Raw genomic sequence first — 17,376 nt, 5'->3', positions numbered from 1 at the left:
CGGCGGGGTGGCTCTTTCCGCGAAAGACAGCTCATCGCCAGTCTTTCAGAACGGAAAAAGGCCGGTGGCAAGAGCCACCAGCCGTCAGCCTTGCGCGGAGCGCTTCGGCTGTAGACGCAAGGTCGTCGCTTACTTAAGCTCGACTTTGGCGCCAGCTTCTTCCAGAGCCTTCTTGGCAGCTTCGGCTTCCTCTTTGGAAACGCCTTCCTTGACCACGCCCGGGGCGCCGTCAACGACAGCCTTGGCTTCTTTCAGGCCCAGGCCGGTCAGCTCGCGAACAGCCTTGATAACGTTCACTTTCTTGTCGCCAGCTTCGGCCAGAACGATGGTGAACTCGGTCTGCTCTTCGACAGCGGCAGCCGCCGGGCCAGCAGCAGCGACGGTAGCGGCGGCAGCGGTAACACCGAACTTTTCTTCCATTGCCTTGATCAGTTCAACAACCTGCATCACGGACATTTCGGAAACGGCGTTGATGATGTCTTCGTTGGTCAGAGCCATGACTCTAATTCCTGTATTGAGGTGACGGCCTGCGGCCATCTAATTCATTAAGAAGTCGAAAGCGCAGCTTGCCTTAGGCAGCAGCGGCTTCCTTCTGGTCGCGAATGGCCGCCAAAGTACGAGCCAGCTTGCTGGTAGCGCCTTGAATCACGCTCATCAGCTGCGAAATGGCTTCGTCGTAGGTCGGCAGGGTTGCCAGTACATCGATCTGATTGGCTGCGAGGAACTGACCCTCGAACGCAGCGGCCTTGATCTCGAACTTGTCCTGACCCTTGGCAAACTCCTTGAAGATACGAGCGGCAGCGCCCGGATGTTCGTTGGAGAATGCAATCAGGGTCGGGCCTTTGAACACGTCGTTGAGCACGTCAAACTGAGTGCCTTCAACGGCGCGCTTGAGCAGGGTATTACGTACGACACGCACGTAAACGCCAGCTTCGCGGGCCTCTTTACGGAGTCCGGTCATGGCCCCCACGGTCACGCCACGGGCATCAGCCACGACAGCGGACAGGGCAGCATTGGCAGCCTCGTTGACTTCAGCGACGATGGCCTTCTTGTCTTCGAGTTTGATTGCCACGGGTTTACTCCTGGATGTTACCGGTTCATCCGGTCGAAACCGGACGGGTTTTGGTGTCTGATTCGGTACGAATCGGGAGCACCTCTGCGTAGGCTGAAGGATCACTCCTTCGGTTTAAGGCTTACGCCGCCTACGGTCTTGGATAGCCCCCGCCAGGCAGGGACCCCAATCTTGCCGACCCTGCCGCAGCGGGGTCGTATTGCCTCACGCCTCGAGGGAAGCCTGATCGATGACCAGGCCCGGACCCATGGTGGTGCTCAGGGTCACGCGCTTGACGTAGATACCTTTGGAAGTAGAGGGCTTCAGACGCTTCAGGTCGGAGAGCAACGCCTCGACGTTCTGCTTCAGCTGGCCAGCTTCAAACCCAACCTTGCCAACGGAGGTATGGATAATGCCGTTCTTGTCGGTACGGAAGCGCACCTGACCAGCCTTGGCATTTTTGACCGCAGTGGCGACATCAGCAGTAACGGTGCCGACTTTCGGGTTCGGCATCAGGCCACGCGGACCGAGCACCTGACCCAACTGACCAACGACACGCATGGCATCGGGCGAAGCGATGACGACGTCATAGTTCAGATCGCCGCCTTTCATTTCGGCGGCAAGCTCGTCCATACCGACGCGATCAGCCCCGGCGGCCAGAGCAGCTTCAGCGCCGGGACCCTGGGTGAATACAGCCACGCGAACAGTCTTGCCGGTGCCGTTCGGCAGGACAGTAGCACCGCGTACGACCTGATCGGATTTGCGCGGATCAACGCCAAGGTTGATGGCAATATCGAAGGATTCGGTGAATTTCACCGCGGACAGCTCGGACAACAGCTTGGCAGCATCTTCAAAAGCGTACTGCTTGCCGGCCTCGACCTTCTCGGCGATGGCCTTCTGGCGCTTGGTCAACTTAGCCATTACATACCCTCCACGTTCAGGCCCATGCTGCGGGCAGAGCCAGCGATGGTACGCACAGCGGCTTCAAGATCAGCAGCGGTCAGATCGGCGTTCTTGGTTTTCGCGATCTCTTCCAGCTGTGCACGAGTCACGGTACCGACTTTCTGGGTGTTGGGACGCGCAGAACCGCTGGCCACGCCGGCGGCCTTCTTCAGCAGAACAGCAGCCGGAGTGCTCTTGGTTTCGAACGTAAAGCTGCGATCACTGTATACAGTGATGATCACCGGAGTCGGCAGTCCAGGCTCTTGGCCCTGGGTACGGGCGTTGAACGCCTTGCAGAACTCCATAATGTTCACGCCATGCTGACCCAGCGCAGGGCCTACCGGCGGCGACGGATTGGCCTGACCGGCCTTTACCTGAAGCTTGATATAAGCTTGAATTTTCTTAGCCATAAATACTCCGTTACGGGTGATAGCGCCTTGCGGCTCCCCCATGCGACTTGTTTATCCCAGTGACGACAAAACCCCGCAGCCAACAGCTGCGGGGTATGGGATTCTTTCAGCTAGACCTTCTCGACCTGGCTGAACTCCAGCTCTACGGGAGTAGAGCGACCGAAAATGAGCACAGCAACCTGAATGCGGCTCTTTTCGTAATTAACCTCTTCCACTACGCCATTAAAGTCAGCGAAAGGACCATCCGCAACACGCACGACCTCGCCCGGCTCGAACAGCGTTTTCGGCTTCGGCTTGTCACCACTATCGGCGACCCGACGCAGAATAGCCTCAGCCTCCTTGTCGGTGATGGGTGCAGGCTTATCAGCGGTACCACCGATAAAGCCCATGACACGAGGAGTATCCTTGACCAAGTGCCATGTACCTTCGTTCATTTCCATCTGAACCAGCACATAACCCGGGAAGAATTTGCGCTCACTCTTACGCTTCTGGCCGTTTCGCATTTCGACCACTTCCTCGGTCGGAACCAGGATCTCGCCAAAGTCCTCTTCCATGCCAGCAAGCTTCACACGCTCAATCAGGGAGCGCATCACATGCTTCTCGTAACCCGAGTAAGCATGCACAACATACCAACGCTTAGCCACGAGAAATCCTTTAACCTACGATCATGGAAACCAGCCAGCCGAGCAAGGAATCCAAACCCCACAACAGCAACGCCATAACCAGAACCACCGCAACCACGATCAAGGTGGTCTGGGTAGTTTCCTGGCGAGTCGGCCAAACAACTTTCCGAATTTCGACACGAGCCTCCTTCAGCAAAACGAAGAAGGCCTGCCCCTTGACTGTCTGCAAAGCGACCAAGCCTGCAACCGCGGCAACGACCAGCAATGCCAACACCCGGTAAAGAATCGGCTCAGCGGAGTAATATTGATTACCAACGACGGCAACGACCACCAAAGCAGCCACAACAAGCCACTTCACCAGATCGAAGCGCGTGTCTTTGGCTTCAGCTTTGATATTCATCTGCTAGAACCTTGCAAAAGATTGCCAAATCCGACGTCGAATTTGGCAGGCCAGGAGGGAATCGAACCCCCAACCTGCGGTTTTGGAGACCGCCGCTCTGCCAATTGAGCTACTGGCCTAGAAAGAGTCAGGCCGACTATTATGCCGACCTGCTACAGACAGATCAATCGTTTATTCGACGATCTTGGCAACCACGCCAGCGCCAACGGTACGACCACCTTCGCGAATCGCGAAGCGCAGGCCGTCTTCCATGGCGATCGGCTTGATCAGGGTAACAACCATCTTCACGTTGTCGCCCGGCATCACCATCTCAACACCTTCCGGCAGCTCGCACGAACCGGTCACGTCGGTGGTACGGAAGTAGAACTGCGGACGGTAGCCCTTGAAGAACGGAGTGTGACGACCACCTTCTTCCTTGGACAGCACGTACACTTCGGCTTCGAACTTGGTGTGCGGCTTGATGGTGCCCGGCTTGGCCAGAACCTGGCCACGCTCGACCTCATCACGCTTGGTGCCACGCAGCAGCACGCCGCAGTTCTCACCAGCACGACCTTCGTCCAGCAGCTTGCGGAACATTTCCACACCGGTGCAGGTGGTCTTCAGCGTCGGACGCAGACCGACCACTTCGATTTCCTCCTGAACCTTGACGATGCCGCGCTCGACACGACCGGTCACCACGGTACCGCGACCGGAGATCGAGAACACGTCTTCGATCGGCATCAGGAACGGCTTATCGATAGCACGAACCGGCTCCGGAATGTAGCTATCCAGAGTCTCGACCAGCTTCTTGACCGCGGTGGTGCCCAGCCCGTTTTCGTCTTCGCCATTCAGCGCCATCAGCGCCGAACCAACGATGATCGGAGTGTCGTCACCCGGGAAGTCGTAAGTCGACAGCAGGTCGCGAACTTCCATCTCGACCAGTTCCAGCAGCTCCGCGTCATCGACCATGTCAGCCTTATTCAGGAACACGACGATGTAAGGAACGCCAACCTGACGGGACAGCAGGATGTGCTCGCGAGTCTGCGGCATGGGGCCGTCAGCAGCGGAGCAAACCAGGATCGCGCCGTCCATCTGGGCAGCACCGGTGATCATGTTCTTCACGTAGTCGGCGTGACCCGGGCAGTCAACGTGCGCGTAGTGACGAACGTTGGAGTCATACTCCACGTGAGAGGTGTTGATGGTGATACCACGAGCCTTCTCTTCCGGCGCGCTGTCGATCTTGTCGAAGTCGACACGAGCGGAACCGAACACTTCGGAGCACACACGGGTCAGCGCAGCAGTCAGAGTGGTCTTGCCATGGTCAACGTGACCAATGGTGCCGACGTTGACGTGCGGTTTATTACGTTCGAACTTCTCTTTAGCCATCGAGACCGTCTCCCATCGTTGAATTGAGCTAGTCACGCCACCATTAAAACAAAGGCAGATATTCTCATATCTGCCTTTGTCGATTTGGAGCTCATGAGCGGATTTGAACCGCTGACCTCACCCTTACCAAGGGTGTGCTCTACCAGCTGAGCTACATGAGCAAAGCACTGCGCAAACTTCAAACCTGGAGCGGGTAGCGGGAATCGAACCCGCATCATCAGCTTGGAAGGCTGAGGTTCTACCACTAAACTATACCCGCTTAAGCCGAGGCTTACGCTTGAATCTGGTGGAGGGGGAAGGATTCGAACCTTCGAAGTCTATGACGTCAGATTTACAGTCTGATCCCTTTGGCCGCTCGGGAACCCCTCCAAAGTGAGGCGGCATTTTCATTTCTTGCCACCCTACTGTCAAGCGATTTCTCATATAAATCTTGAGGTTAGCTTTCTGACAGTCCGCTTGCAAAAGTGCTGCGACTCAGCACCCCCGAAGCGCGCGCCATTCTATTCAAACAGCGCGGAGCTTGCAACGCCTGCACAAGACTTCTGCTGGTGCTTCATCGCAGGCATCTGCTCTACCAGACTCCCAAGCAAGGCCTCACTCAACAGTTCACGACTCTCGGGCTCCACACGAAGCCATTGGGTTCGGTGCGCTCTAGGCAATTCGCGCACAAGCGCCGCATAGCCAGCAGCCCCCAGGCGACTCACTACCCCCTCCGCCGAATCCTGGCGAGAAAAAATACCTAGCGATATGCCATTACTGAGGTCGCCGACGCTAATGATATAGGCATCAATATTGCGCGACTGCAATTCTCGCAACTGCCTTAGCGATGCCTGGCGAGAAGCCAGCGGCGGCAAATAAACCCAATAATCGACGCCAACGGTTGTCTCCATCACCTGGAGGCTCGACCGGACATCTAGGCTCAGCAAGCGCTGCTCGAGCGCCCGAACGGTGTCCTCATCATCAAAGCCCCCTAAAAAAAGGCAGGTAACATCTTTTTCTGGAAGTATTTGTGGCTGCTTGTTGGGAAGCCGAGCCGACTCGCTCAACAACGCTATTTTGGAGCCGACCTCACTACCATACGACAACGAGGGAGCAACCTGCTTGGCCTGCAGGGGCGACTGCTGAAGCTGAAATGCGTAGTAGAGAATATTCAAAGTGAACAGCAACAAAAACAACCAGCGCATCCGCACCTCGCGATTAGGGACAAGCAATAGCTAAGCCACGAAACACCAAATCTGGAATATGCCGCACGGCTGGAATATCTATGATAAGGGCCGCGTCCCCGCCAGTCGCAAATACAGTGACATCATCCCTAAAAGTCGATCTGGCACACTCGATTTGAGTCTTCACAAAAGACCGAAGCATCAATAGACACCCCCTCTCGACCGCCTCAGCAGTTGAGCGTCCGGGGACAAGCTCTTGCGCGGCGCTTACCGCCTCTATGAGATCGTACCGAACGCGCTGAGTATGCGTCTGTAGCTGATGACGTAACAGCGGCATACCTGGAGCAATGTACCCACCAAGATGGATGCCACTACCGCTTATAAGGTCCGCCGTCACTGCTGTTCCTAGATCAAGGACTAGAGCGGCGCGAGCGTCCATGTTGTAAGCCGCCACAATTGCTAGCCAGCGATCCAATCCAAGGCGCGCATAATCGTCATATCCATTAACCACGCCACCTAGCTCTCTGGATGGCCGCGCACAGGAGATCCGTACCCCCAATGCTCCCTCGAGACTGCTGCACAGCCGTTTGGTTTCCGCATCACTTCGCACACTCACCATGCGTCCTCTGGCGAGCGGTTTTGAACATGCAGAAACGCTCTGCAGCAATTCAGAAACTGAAACAGCGACGCCCCCCGACAGAGAATCGTTAGTTTCAGCGTCTAGGACGCGCCACTTAATAAAACTGTTACCACAATCGAGCTCAAGAATCATGGGACGAGCCTCAAGCTCAGCTCACCGCTGTTGAAGCTTTTTTCAACCCCCTCCACTTCCAACCGCAAGCCCCCCATGTCATCTATCCCAACAACCCGACCATACACCTGCTGGGAGGCTGTACTTAACACACAGTCGCGCCCCTGCCAGATATGCTCGCGCTCCCATTCCTCCCGAATAGAAGCAAAGCCGTAATCAGTATGGCGCTGCAAATACCTATGTAAGATGTCGCTCAGGCAGGTCACAACCAAATTCCGATCAATCAAATGGCCAAGCTCCGCGCGAATCGAGGTCCATGGCTGATCGATCTGCTCTTTGGTAGAAACCATATTCACATTGATGCCAATGCCGACAACCACGTGGCACACATCTGCCGGATCTCCAGACAATTCGAGCAAAACGCCTGCCAGCTTCTTCCCCCCGGCATAAACATCATTCGGCCATTTGAGTCCAGTTTGCCGCACCCCGAGATTGCGCAACGAAACCATAACTGCCAACCCCGCAACTAGACTCAACCCTGAGAGCTGCTGAAAGCCACCCGTAATTCTGTAGGCCAAGCTGTAATAAAGATTCTGGGCGACTGGACTAATCCACTTTCGGCCACGCCGCCCGCGCCCAGCCCTCTGAGTTTCCGCCAGAACGACAAATGGCGGCTGCGCGCCGGCAGATAACAAACGCAAGGCTTCAGCGTTTGTTGAATCCACACTGGGATATAGAAATAGCGGCCACTTCGGTGACAGCAAATGCCCCTGCAACGCAGAGCCATCTAACAAGGACAGCGGTTCAGCTAAACGATAGCCGCGCCCCCGCACGCGGTACAGATCGATACCGTATTCCTCCTCGATCCGCCCTATATTTTTCCAAACAGAGCCTCGACTGACGCCCAATACATCTCCTAGCTCTTGCCCCGAATGGAAACGACCGTCCCCCAGCAACTGCAGCAGTTTATTCATTTCCAGCCCTCACAACAGAGCGGCATCATATCCAGAGAACACTCAATCGCCTAACGTGCTTTTCGAGCTGCAAAGACAAACCCCCGAACCGCGCAAGCGGATCGGGGGTTTGGGATAGAAGCTTGACGATGACCTACTCTCACATGGGGAGACCCCACACTACCATCGGCGATGCGTCGTTTCACTACTGAGTTCGGGATGGGATCAGGTGGTTCCAACGCTCTATGGTCGTCAAGCAATTCGGTTGCTGCCTCGGTTTAGCCGCTGCAGCGAATTGGGTATGTGATGCTGGTAACGCGAATTCTTGCAAATTTTCGGTTTGTTTGTCGACTTACCGTCTAACAGCCAAATTGTTTGGGTGTTATATGGTCAAGCCTCACGGGCAATTAGTACTGGTTAGCTCAACGCCTCACAACGCTTACACACCCAGCCTATCAACGTCGTAGTCTTCGACGGCCCTTCAGGGAGCTCAAGGCTCCAGTGAGATCTCATCTTGAGGCGAGTTTCCCGCTTAGATGCTTTCAGCGGTTATCTCTTCCGAACATAGCTACCCGGCAGTGCCACTGGCGTGACAACCGGAACACCAGAGGTTCGTCCACTCCGGTCCTCTCGTACTAGGAGCAGCCCCTCTCAAATCTCAAACGTCCACGGCAGATAGGGACCGAACTGTCTCACGACGTTCTAAACCCAGCTCGCGTACCACTTTAAATGGCGAACAGCCATACCCTTGGGACCGGCTTCAGCCCCAGGATGTGATGAGCCGACATCGAGGTGCCAAACACCGCCGTCGATATGAACTCTTGGGCGGTATCAGCCTGTTATCCCCGGAGTACCTTTTATCCGTTGAGCGATGGCCCTTCCATACAGAACCACCGGATCACTAAGACCTACTTTCGTACCTGCTCGACGTGTCTGTCTCGCAGTCAAGCGCGCTTTTGCCTTTATACTCTGCGACCGATTTCCGACCGGTCTGAGCGCACCTTCGTACTCCTCCGTTACTCTTTAGGAGGAGACCGCCCCAGTCAAACTACCCACCATACACTGTCCTCGATCCGGATAACGGACCAGAGTTAGAACCTCAAAGTTGCCAGGGTGGTATTTCAAGGATGGCTCCACGCGAACTGGCGTCCACGCTTCAAAGCCTCCCACCTATCCTACACAAGCAAATTCAAAGTCCAGTGCAAAGCTATAGTAAAGGTTCACGGGGTCTTTCCGTCTAGCCGCGGATACACTGCATCTTCACAGCGATTTCAATTTCACTGAGTCTCGGGTGGAGACAGCGCCGCCATCGTTACGCCATTCGTGCAGGTCGGAACTTACCCGACAAGGAATTTCGCTACCTTAGGACCGTTATAGTTACGGCCGCCGTTTACCGGGGCTTCGATCAAGAGCTTCGCTTGCGCTAACCCCATCAATTAACCTTCCGGCACCGGGCAGGCGTCACACCCTATACGTCCACTTTCGTGTTTGCAGAGTGCTGTGTTTTTAATAAACAGTCGCAGCGGCCTGGTATCTTCGACCGGCATGGGCTTACTGAGTAAATCATTCACCCTCACCGGCGCACCTTCTCCCGAAGTTACGGTGCCATTTTGCCTAGTTCCTTCACCCGAGTTCTCTCAAGCGCCTTGGTATTCTCTACCCAACCACCTGTGTCGGTTTGGGGTACGGTTCCTAGTTACCTGAAGCTTAGAGGCTTTTCCTGGAAGCATGGCATCAACCACTTCGCTTTCTAAAAGAAAGCTCGTCATCAGCTCTCGGCATTAAGACCCCGGATTTACCTAAGATCTCTGCCTACCACCTTAAACAAGGACAACCAACGCCTTGCTGGCCTAGCCTTCTCCGTCCCCCCATCGCAGTAACTAGAAGTACGGGAATATTAACCCGTTTCCCATCGACTACGCTCTTCAGCCTCGCCTTAGGGACCGACTCACCCTGCGTCGATTAACGTTGCGCAGGAACCCTTGGTCTTTCGGCGTGCGAGTTTTTCACTCGCATTGTCGTTACTCATGTCAGCATTCGCACTTCTGATACCTCCAGCAAGCTTCTCAACTCACCTTCACAGGCTTACAGAACGCTCCTCTACCGCTCAACTTGCGTTGAACCCGTAGCTTCGGTGCATGGTTTGAGCCCCGTTACATCTTCCGCGCAGGCCGACTCGACTAGTGAGCTATTACGCTTTCTTTAAAGGATGGCTGCTTCTAAGCCAACCTCCTAGCTGTCTAAGCCTTCCCACATCGTTTCCCACTTAACCATGACTTTGGGACCTTAGCTGACGGTCTGGGTTGTTTCCCTTTTCACGACGGACGTTAGCACCCGCCGTGTGTCTCCCGTGCTGACACTTGCCGGTATTCGGAGTTTGCATCGGTTTGGTAAGTCGGGATGACCCCCTAGCCGAAACAGTGCTCTACCCCCAGCAGTGATACACGAGGCGCTACCTAAATAGCTTTCGAGGAGAACCAGCTATCTCCGAGCTTGATTAGCCTTTCACTCCGATCCACAGGTCATCCGCTAACTTTTCAACGGTAGTCGGTTCGGTCCTCCAGTCAGTGTTACCTAACCTTCAACCTGCCCATGGATAGATCGCCCGGTTTCGGGTCTATACCCAGCGACTAAACGCCCTATTAAGACTCGCTTTCGCTACGCCTCCCCTATTCGGTTAAGCTCGCCACTGAATATAAGTCGCTGACCCATTATACAAAAGGTACGCAGTCACCTAACAAAGTAGGCTCCCACTGCTTGTACGCATACGGTTTCAGGTTCTATTTCACTCCCCTCTCCGGGGTTCTTTTCGCCTTTCCCTCACGGTACTGGTTCACTATCGGTCAGTCAGTAGTATTTAGCCTTGGAGGATGGTCCCCCCATATTCAGACAAAGTTTCTCGTGCTCCGTCCTACTCGATTTCATTGAAAAGAGACTTTCGCGTACAGGGCTATCACCCACTATGGCCGCACTTTCCAGAGCGTTCCGCTAATCTCAAATCAACTTAAGGGCTAATCCCCGTTCGCTCGCCACTACTAAGGGAATCTCGGTTGATTTCTTTTCCTCAGGGTACTTAGATGTTTCAGTTCCCCTGGTTCGCCTCTTACACCTATGTATTCAGTGCAAGATACTGAGCTTGTGCTCAGTGGGTTTCCCCATTCAGACATCTCCGGATCACAGTCTGTTTGCCGACTCCCCGAAGCTTTTCGCAGGCTACCACGTCTTTCATCGCCTCTGACTGCCAAGGCATCCACCGTATGCGCTTCTTCACTTGACCATATAACCCCAAGCAATCTGGTTACTGTCTATAACGTGAAGACGACATTCGCCGAAAATTCGCGCTTGAATTCGCAAATTTTACCTTGAGCTATCCGATCATCAGTGAAAATGATCGAACAGTCACTTCTATCACATACCCAAATTTTTAAAGAACGATTCTGGTAAAGACCAGAAATCAACATTCCACAGAAAACCTGCAAATGTTCATTTCTGAACTCTAACGAGTGGTGGTGGAGCCAAGGAGGATCGAACTCCTGACCTCCTGCGTGCAAAGCAGGCGCTCTCCCAGCTGAGCTATGGCCCCAATGTCTTGAAGCCTGCGCCCCATAACATTGGTGGGTCTGGGCAGATTCGAACTGCCGACCTCACCCTTATCAGGGGTGCGCTCTAACCAACTGAGCTACAGACCCAATCGTCTTCGCAATGAATCAAGCAATTCGTGTGGGAGCTTATGAAGAAGCTGATGTCTTCGATTAAGGAGGTGATCCAGCCGCAGGTTCCCCTACGGCTACCTTGTTACGACTTCACCCCAGTCATGAATCACTCCGTGGTAACCGTCCCCCCGAAGGTTAGACTAGCTACTTCTGGAGCAACCCACTCCCATGGTGTGACGGGCGGTGTGTACAAGGCCCGGGAACGTATTCACCGTGACATTCTGATTCACGATTACTAGCGATTCCGACTTCACGCAGTCGAGTTGCAGACTGCGATCCGGACTACGATCGGTTTTATGGGATTAGCTCCACCTCGCGGCTTGGCAACCCTTTGTACCGACCATTGTAGCACGTGTGTAGCCCAGGCCGTAAGGGCCATGATGACTTGACGTCATCCCCACCTTCCTCCGGTTTGTCACCGGCAGTCTCCTTAGAGTGCCCACCATAACGTGCTGGTAACTAAGGACAAGGGTTGCGCTCGTTACGGGACTTAACCCAACATCTCACGACACGAGCTGACGACAGCCATGCAGCACCTGTGTCTGAGTTCCCGAAGGCACCCCGCCATCTCTGGCAGGTTCTCAGCATGTCAAGGCCTGGTAAGGTTCTTCGCGTTGCTTCGAATTAAACCACATGCTCCACCGCTTGTGCGGGCCCCCGTCAATTCATTTGAGTTTTAACCTTGCGGCCGTACTCCCCAGGCGGTCGACTTAATGCGTTAGCTGCGCCACTAAGATCTCAAGGATCCCAACGGCTAGTCGACATCGTTTACGGCGTGGACTACCAGGGTATCTAATCCTGTTTGCTCCCCACGCTTTCGCACCTCAGTGTCAGTATTAGCCCAGGTGGTCGCCTTCGCCACTGGTGTTCCTTCCTATATCTACGCATTTCACCGCTACACAGGAAATTCCACCACCCTCTGCCATACTCTAGCTCGCCAGTTTTGGATGCAGTTCCCAGGTTGAGCCCGGGGCTTTCACATCCAACTTAACGAACCACCTACGCGCGCTTTACGCCCAGTAATTCCGATTAACGCTTGCACCCTTCGTATTACCGCGGCTGCTGGCACGAAGTTAGCCGGTGCTTATTCTGTCGGTAACGTCAAAACAGCAAGGTATTAACTTACTGCCCTTCCTCCCAACTTAAAGTGCTTTACAATCCGAAGACCTTCTTCACACACGCGGCATGGCTGGATCAGGCTTTCGCCCATTGTCCAATATTCCCCACTGCTGCCTCCCGTAGGAGTCTGGACCGTGTCTCAGTTCCAGTGTGACTGATCATCCTCTCAGACCAGTTACGGATCGTCGCCTTGGTGAGCCTTTACCTCGCCAACTAGCTAATCCGACCTAGGCTCATCTGATAGCGTGAGGTCCGAAGATCCCCCACTTTCTCCCGTAGGACGTATGCGGTATTAGCGTTCCTTTCGAAACGTTGTCCCCCACTACCAGGCAGATTCCTAGGCATTACTCACCCGTCCGCCGCTGAATCATGGAGCAAGCTCCACTCATCCGCTCGACTTGCATGTGTTAGGCCTGCCGCCAGCGTTCAATCTGAGCCATGATCAAACTCTTCAGTTCAATACTGCTTGGGTTTTGAGAAAACCCTAAACTTGGCTCAGCAATCGCAAATCTCTTTACAAGTAAAGAGTAACTCTCGAATTAACGAGTGTTGCTTTGTGATGCTGATAATCATGCGACTATCAGTCTTACATTCACAAGCACCCACACGAATTGCTTGATTCAGTTGTTAAAGAGCGTTTCGATCAAGCCTTTCGTCTCAACCGAGGCCGCGCATTTTACAGCAGCCTTTCTCGCTGTCAAGCTGTTTTTCGAAAATCTCTTTTCTACTCAACCGCTTGCCGCTCCGATCAATCTTCATCTCTCGTCAGCGGGAGGCGAATCATACAGCGTTCAAAACCGCTGTCAACCACCTCTTTCACCGATTCCGATCAATCCGACCGAAGCCACCAACAGGACTCAACCACCACCCTGCCAGCCCGGCGCATTCTACTCGAATCCGCCACCAACGCAACCCTTAATCTCAAAGCAACTTGTTGATTTACAAGAACTTTTAGCAGAGGACCGCGCCAGAAGTGGTGCGCATTATAGGGGGCTGAAAGTGTGCGTCAAGGCCTTATTCCAATTTCACCGAAATACGCGCGAAAGCCTTCTTACCTGCCTGACAGACATGGGTAGCGCCAGCACGAAACAGGAAGCTCCGGTCCACAACCTGACCATCAACTCGCACCCCGCCCGCCCCCAAAAGGTCGCGCGCGACCGCCGCATTCTTCACCAGCCCCGCCTTATTAAGCACAGACGCGATCGGCACATCCTGATCAAAAGTCAACTCGATCTCTGGAATATCTTCGGGCAGCTCACCCTCTTTCATTCTATTACCCGCTGAACGATGAGCCGTCGCCGCCGCATCCTCGCCATGGAAGCGCGCCACGATCTCCTCCGCGAGTTTGATCTTGATATCCCGCGGATTCGCCCCGCGCGCGACATCGGCGCGAAATGCACCAATTTCCTCAACGGTACGAAAACTCAGCAATTCGAAATAACGCCACATCAGCGCGTCAGGAATCGATACCAACTTGCTGTACATCACTCCCGGCGGCTCCTGAATTCCGACGTAGTTACCGAGCGACTTGGACATCTTCTTGATGCCATCCAGCCCCTCAAGCAAGGGCATCGTGACCACGCATTGGGATTCCTGCCCATAGGCTCGCTGCAACTCGCGCCCCATAAGCAGATTGAACTTCTGATCGGTCCCACCTAGCTCGATATCGGCCCTCAAGGCGACGGAGTCGTAGCCCTGAACGAGCGGATAAAGGAACTCATGAATGGCTATGGGCTGATTCGCGGCGTAGCGCTTGCTGAAATCATCGCGCTCCAGCATGCGGGCCACCGTGTATTGCGAGGCAAGCCTAATCATGTCCGACGGCTTCAGCTGATCCATCCAGAACGAATTGAAGGCAACCTCAGTCTTTGCCGGATCCAGAATCTTGAATACCTGCGCCTTGTAAGTCTCGGCGTTCTCCAACACCTGCTCACGGGTCAGAGGCGGCCTTGTCGCACTCTTGCCGCTCGGGTCGCCGATCATTCCAGTGAAGTCGCCGATGAGGAAAATCACCTGGTGCCCCAAGTCCTGCAACTGGCGCATCTTGTTGATCAGCACGGTGTGCCCCAGATGCAGATCAGGAGCAGTCGGATCGAATCCCGCCTTGACGCGCAGGGGCTGCCCGCGCTGCAGCTTGGCGACCAGCTCTGACTCGACGAGCACTTCGTCAGCGCCCCGCTTGATGACCGTCAACTGCTCCTCAACTGACCTCATGACAGGCTCCGCATCCAGAAATTAAGGGGCGCAAGCCTTACAAGATCATGTGAAAAATACAAGCGCGAAACACGTCACCGCTCGACGAGCGGGGAGCATTCAAGGGTTGCCTCACGCAGGCTTTGCTTATATTTTAGACAGTTATTTCCTGTGCAAAAACATGCCAGACACCTGATGACTAATCAAAAAGCCCCCCTCTACCCGAAGAGCCACCTGTTGGCGGCCAGCGGTGTAGCCGCGCTGCTCAGCCTGGCACTGCTTGTCTTTCCTTCTCGCGAAGTAGAAGCAAAGAAAAGCCTGATTGATCTTCGCCTGGATTATGCTGCCGAGCAGGCAGTGGTACCGGAAGTCTCCGACGACGTCACCGCCCCCGAATCCGATTCGCCTTTTGCCTCCATCGAACAGAGCTCCAACGAAGTAGCTGAGCAACTGGCGCCCCCGCAAGAGGACCCGCGCAGCAAGAAGCTGGTGGCGACCAACGGCGACACCCTTTCCACGCTCTTCGCCAAAGCCGGCCTTCCATCTAATACCGTCCACAGCGTGCTGGCCAGCAGCAAAGACGCTAAACAGCTGAGCCGATTGAAGGTAGGACAGGTATTCGAGTTCCAGCTGACCGAGCAGGGTGAGCTCGCCAGTCTGCAGAGCAGGATTAGCGCGCTCGAGACCCTGCACCTCGAAAGAACAGACAGCGGCTATACGTTTAAGAAAGAAGAGATCAAGCCGGAGCTAAAAGCCGTATACGCTCACGGTGAGATCAACAGCAGCCTGTTCGTTGCTGCACGCCAGGCTGGCCTGAGCCACAACCTGACGATGGATTTGGCAAACGTATTCGGTTATGACATCGACTTCGCGCTGGACATCCACAAGGGTGATTCCTTCGATCTGATCTACGAAGAGAAAATCGTCGATGGCAAGCGCGTTGGCACGGGGAACATTCTGGCTGCACGGTTCATCAACCGCGGCAAGACCTACACTGCCGTGCGCTACACCAGCAAGAACGGCACGACCAGCTATTACAACGCCGACGGCAACAGCATGCGTAAGGCGTTCATTCGCACCCCGGTAGACTTCGCCCGCATCAGCTCTCGCTTCTCAAACGGTCGCAAGCATCCGATTCTGAACAAGATTCGTGCGCATAAAGGCGTCGACTATGCCGCTCCGCATGGCACGCCGATCAAGAGTGCAGGCGACGGCAAAGTGCTGCTCGCCGGGCGCAAGGGCGGTTACGGCAATACCGTAATCATCCAGCACGGGCAGCGTTATCGGACGCTTTATGCGCATATGCAAGGTTTTGCCAAAGGTGTGAAGAACGGCTCCACGGTCAAGCAGGGTCAGATCATCGGCTATATCGGAACGACCGGACTGTCTACCGGACCTCACCTGCATTACGAGTTCCAAGTAGACGGCGCGCATGTCGACCCGCTAGGGCTGAAGTTGCCGATGGCCGATCCGATTGCAAAGAACGAGAAGCAGCGTTTCATGGCGCTCAGTCAGCCGCTCATGGCTCGCATGGATGACGAGCGCGCAACCATGCTGGCACTCAACAAGCAATAAGCATGGCACTGTATCTCGGCGTCATGTCCGGCACCAGTCTGGACGGACTGGACGTCGTTCTCGTCGAGCAGACCAATCAGACCAGACTTCTGGCCAGCCGCTTTCGCCCGTTACCCGATGATCTACGCCATGAGATTCTGGCGCTCTGCTCTTCCGGACCCGATGAGCTGGCTCGCGCGGCGCTGATCGAGCAGCAGTGGGTGACGCTAACCGCGTCGGTCATCCGTGAACTGCTCGAGCAAACCCAACTCAAGCCGGCGGCAATCCGCGCGATTGGTAGCCACGGACAAACCGTGCGCCACGAGCCGCAGCGAGGCTTCAGCATTCAAATCGGCAATCCGGCCCTGCTCGCCGAGCTCAGCGGCATCACCGTTGTCGGCGACTTTCGTCGTCGTGATGTCGCGGCTGGCGGACAAGGCGCCCCATTAGTGCCGGCATTTCACGAAGCAGCGTTCCAGGCGGACGACAGGGTGCGGGCGGTTCTCAACGTCGGCGGCTTCAGCAATCTCAGTCTGCTCAGTCCGGGCCAGCCCGTTCGCGGCTTCGATTGCGGGCCGGGCAATGTCTTGCTGGATACCTGGATCCAGGTGCAGCGTGGCCAGCCATTCGACCGAGACGGCGCCTGGGCAGCAAGCGGTAACCTCGACGCCAGCCTGTTGCGGGCAATGCTGGATGACGAGTTTTTTTCTCGACAAGGCCCGAAAAGTACCGGTCGTGAACTGTTTAACCTGCCTTGGCTGGAACAGCACCTGTCCGGCAGAACGTTGCTGGCGGAGGATGTTCAGGCGACGCTGCTGGAACTGACGGCGCGCAGCATCAGCGAGGCACTGGAGCGCGGGCAGCCCGATACTCAGGAGCTGCTCGTTTGCGGCGGCGGCGCCCACAACACCGCGCTGATGCGGCGACTACAGGCTCTGCAGCCCAATCGTCACGTCTGCAGCACCGAAGCGTTCGGCATCGCCCCCGACTGGGTGGAAGCCACGGCTTTCGCGTGGCTGGCGCACTGCTGCCTGGAAAACATTCCGGCCAACCGCCCCAGCGTGACCGGCGCAAGAGGCCCGCGAATTCTCGGCGCGATCTATCCGGCCTAAGCAGCAGCGTCCATAAACGATAACGCC

At 55.3% G+C, this 17,376-nt stretch carries 13 protein-coding genes, 6 tRNA genes and 3 rRNA genes; 2 read left to right on the top strand and 20 right to left on the bottom strand.

Features of this window, described 5'->3' with window-relative positions:
- Window positions 1–129: 129 nt before the first annotated feature.
- The 20 genes from rplL to tyrS all read right to left on the bottom strand — a co-directional run bounded on the left by rplL (window position 130) and on the right by tyrS (window position 14,704).
- On the bottom strand, window positions 130–498 hold the full coding sequence (gene rplL, locus HU825_RS07785) for a 50S ribosomal protein L7/L12 (protein ID WP_003297700.1): 369 nt from the start codon (window positions 496–498) through the stop codon (window positions 130–132).
- A gap of 73 nt (window positions 499–571) precedes the next feature.
- A complete protein-coding gene (gene rplJ / locus HU825_RS07780) occupies window positions 572–1,072 on the bottom strand; it encodes a 50S ribosomal protein L10 (protein WP_043299528.1) in 501 nt (166 codons plus the stop codon).
- Window positions 1,073–1,276: 204 nt separating this feature from the next.
- On the bottom strand, window positions 1,277–1,972 hold the full coding sequence (rplA, locus tag HU825_RS07775; RefSeq protein WP_043299529.1) for a 50S ribosomal protein L1: 696 nt from the start codon (window positions 1,970–1,972) through the stop codon (window positions 1,277–1,279).
- Window positions 1,972–2,403: a 50S ribosomal protein L11 gene (gene rplK, locus HU825_RS07770; protein ID WP_054095360.1), complete on the bottom strand. Its 432-nt coding sequence runs from the start codon at window positions 2,401–2,403 to the stop codon at window positions 1,972–1,974. Before rplK ends, rplA begins: the two co-directional genes overlap by 1 nt.
- 110 nt (window positions 2,404–2,513) lie before the next feature.
- The gene (gene nusG, locus HU825_RS07765; protein ID WP_003291424.1) at window positions 2,514–3,047 is read right to left on the bottom strand and encodes a transcription termination/antitermination protein NusG; all 534 of its coding nucleotides are present in this window, start codon (window positions 3,045–3,047) and stop codon (window positions 2,514–2,516) included.
- A 10-nt stretch (window positions 3,048–3,057) separates the two neighbouring features.
- The gene (secE, locus tag HU825_RS07760; RefSeq protein ID WP_043299531.1) at window positions 3,058–3,426 is read right to left on the bottom strand and encodes a preprotein translocase subunit SecE; all 369 of its coding nucleotides are present in this window, start codon (window positions 3,424–3,426) and stop codon (window positions 3,058–3,060) included.
- Window positions 3,427–3,469: 43 nt separating this feature from the next.
- Window positions 3,470–3,545 (bottom strand) — tRNA-Trp (locus HU825_RS07755).
- Between the two features lie 52 nt (window positions 3,546–3,597).
- The gene (gene tuf, locus HU825_RS07750) at window positions 3,598–4,791 is read right to left on the bottom strand and encodes an elongation factor Tu (protein WP_138300984.1); all 1,194 of its coding nucleotides are present in this window, start codon (window positions 4,789–4,791) and stop codon (window positions 3,598–3,600) included.
- An 85-nt stretch (window positions 4,792–4,876) separates the two neighbouring features.
- A tRNA-Thr gene (locus HU825_RS07745) sits at window positions 4,877–4,952 on the bottom strand.
- Window positions 4,953–4,976: 24 nt separating this feature from the next.
- Window positions 4,977–5,050, bottom strand: a tRNA-Gly gene (locus HU825_RS07740).
- Between the two features lie 25 nt (window positions 5,051–5,075).
- Window positions 5,076–5,160, bottom strand: a tRNA-Tyr gene (locus HU825_RS07735).
- 131 nt (window positions 5,161–5,291) lie between these two features.
- Window positions 5,292–5,975 (bottom strand): SPOR domain-containing protein, encoded by a 684-nt coding sequence (locus tag HU825_RS07730; protein ID WP_054095366.1) that lies wholly within the window; start codon window positions 5,973–5,975, stop codon window positions 5,292–5,294.
- 13 nt (window positions 5,976–5,988) lie between these two features.
- A complete protein-coding gene (locus HU825_RS07725; protein ID WP_081002811.1) occupies window positions 5,989–6,726 on the bottom strand; it encodes a type III pantothenate kinase in 738 nt (245 codons plus the stop codon).
- A complete protein-coding gene (gene birA / locus HU825_RS07720) occupies window positions 6,723–7,679 on the bottom strand; it encodes a bifunctional biotin--[acetyl-CoA-carboxylase] ligase/biotin operon repressor BirA (protein ID WP_054095365.1) in 957 nt (318 codons plus the stop codon). The genes HU825_RS07725 and birA overlap by 4 nt, the downstream gene beginning before the upstream one ends.
- Window positions 7,680–7,799: 120 nt before the next feature.
- Window positions 7,800–7,915, bottom strand: a 5S ribosomal RNA gene (rrf, locus tag HU825_RS07715).
- Between the two features lie 129 nt (window positions 7,916–8,044).
- Window positions 8,045–10,935 (bottom strand): 23S ribosomal RNA (locus HU825_RS07710).
- Window positions 10,936–11,165: 230 nt separating this feature from the next.
- Window positions 11,166–11,241, bottom strand: a tRNA-Ala gene (locus HU825_RS07705).
- A 29-nt stretch (window positions 11,242–11,270) separates the two neighbouring features.
- Window positions 11,271–11,347 (bottom strand) — tRNA-Ile (locus HU825_RS07700).
- A gap of 64 nt (window positions 11,348–11,411) precedes the next feature.
- Window positions 11,412–12,948 (bottom strand): 16S ribosomal RNA (locus HU825_RS07695).
- Together the 16S, 23S and 5S rRNA genes with 2 tRNA genes alongside form the textbook arrangement of a ribosomal RNA operon.
- 556 nt (window positions 12,949–13,504) lie before the next feature.
- Entirely contained in the window at window positions 13,505–14,704 is a 1,200-nt protein-coding gene (gene tyrS, locus HU825_RS07690; RefSeq protein WP_234303245.1) for a tyrosine--tRNA ligase, read from the bottom strand.
- A gap of 174 nt (window positions 14,705–14,878) precedes the next feature.
- Between tyrS and HU825_RS07685 the strand changes: the two genes are divergently transcribed.
- Entirely contained in the window at window positions 14,879–16,258 is a 1,380-nt protein-coding gene (locus HU825_RS07685; protein WP_193749399.1) for a peptidoglycan DD-metalloendopeptidase family protein, read from the top strand.
- Window positions 16,259–16,260: 2 nt separating this feature from the next.
- Window positions 16,261–17,349: an anhydro-N-acetylmuramic acid kinase gene (locus HU825_RS07680; protein ID WP_138300977.1), complete on the top strand. Its 1,089-nt coding sequence runs from the start codon at window positions 16,261–16,263 to the stop codon at window positions 17,347–17,349.
- Window positions 17,350–17,376: the final 27 nt, after the last annotated feature.

It is taken from the genome of Pseudomonas phenolilytica, from assembly GCF_021432765.1.
In the GTDB taxonomy this organism is placed as follows: domain Bacteria; phylum Pseudomonadota; class Gammaproteobacteria; order Pseudomonadales; family Pseudomonadaceae; genus Stutzerimonas; species Stutzerimonas phenolilytica.
The sequence above is the reverse complement of the archived record's forward strand: the minus strand, read 5'-3'. Positions and strand labels throughout refer to the sequence as shown.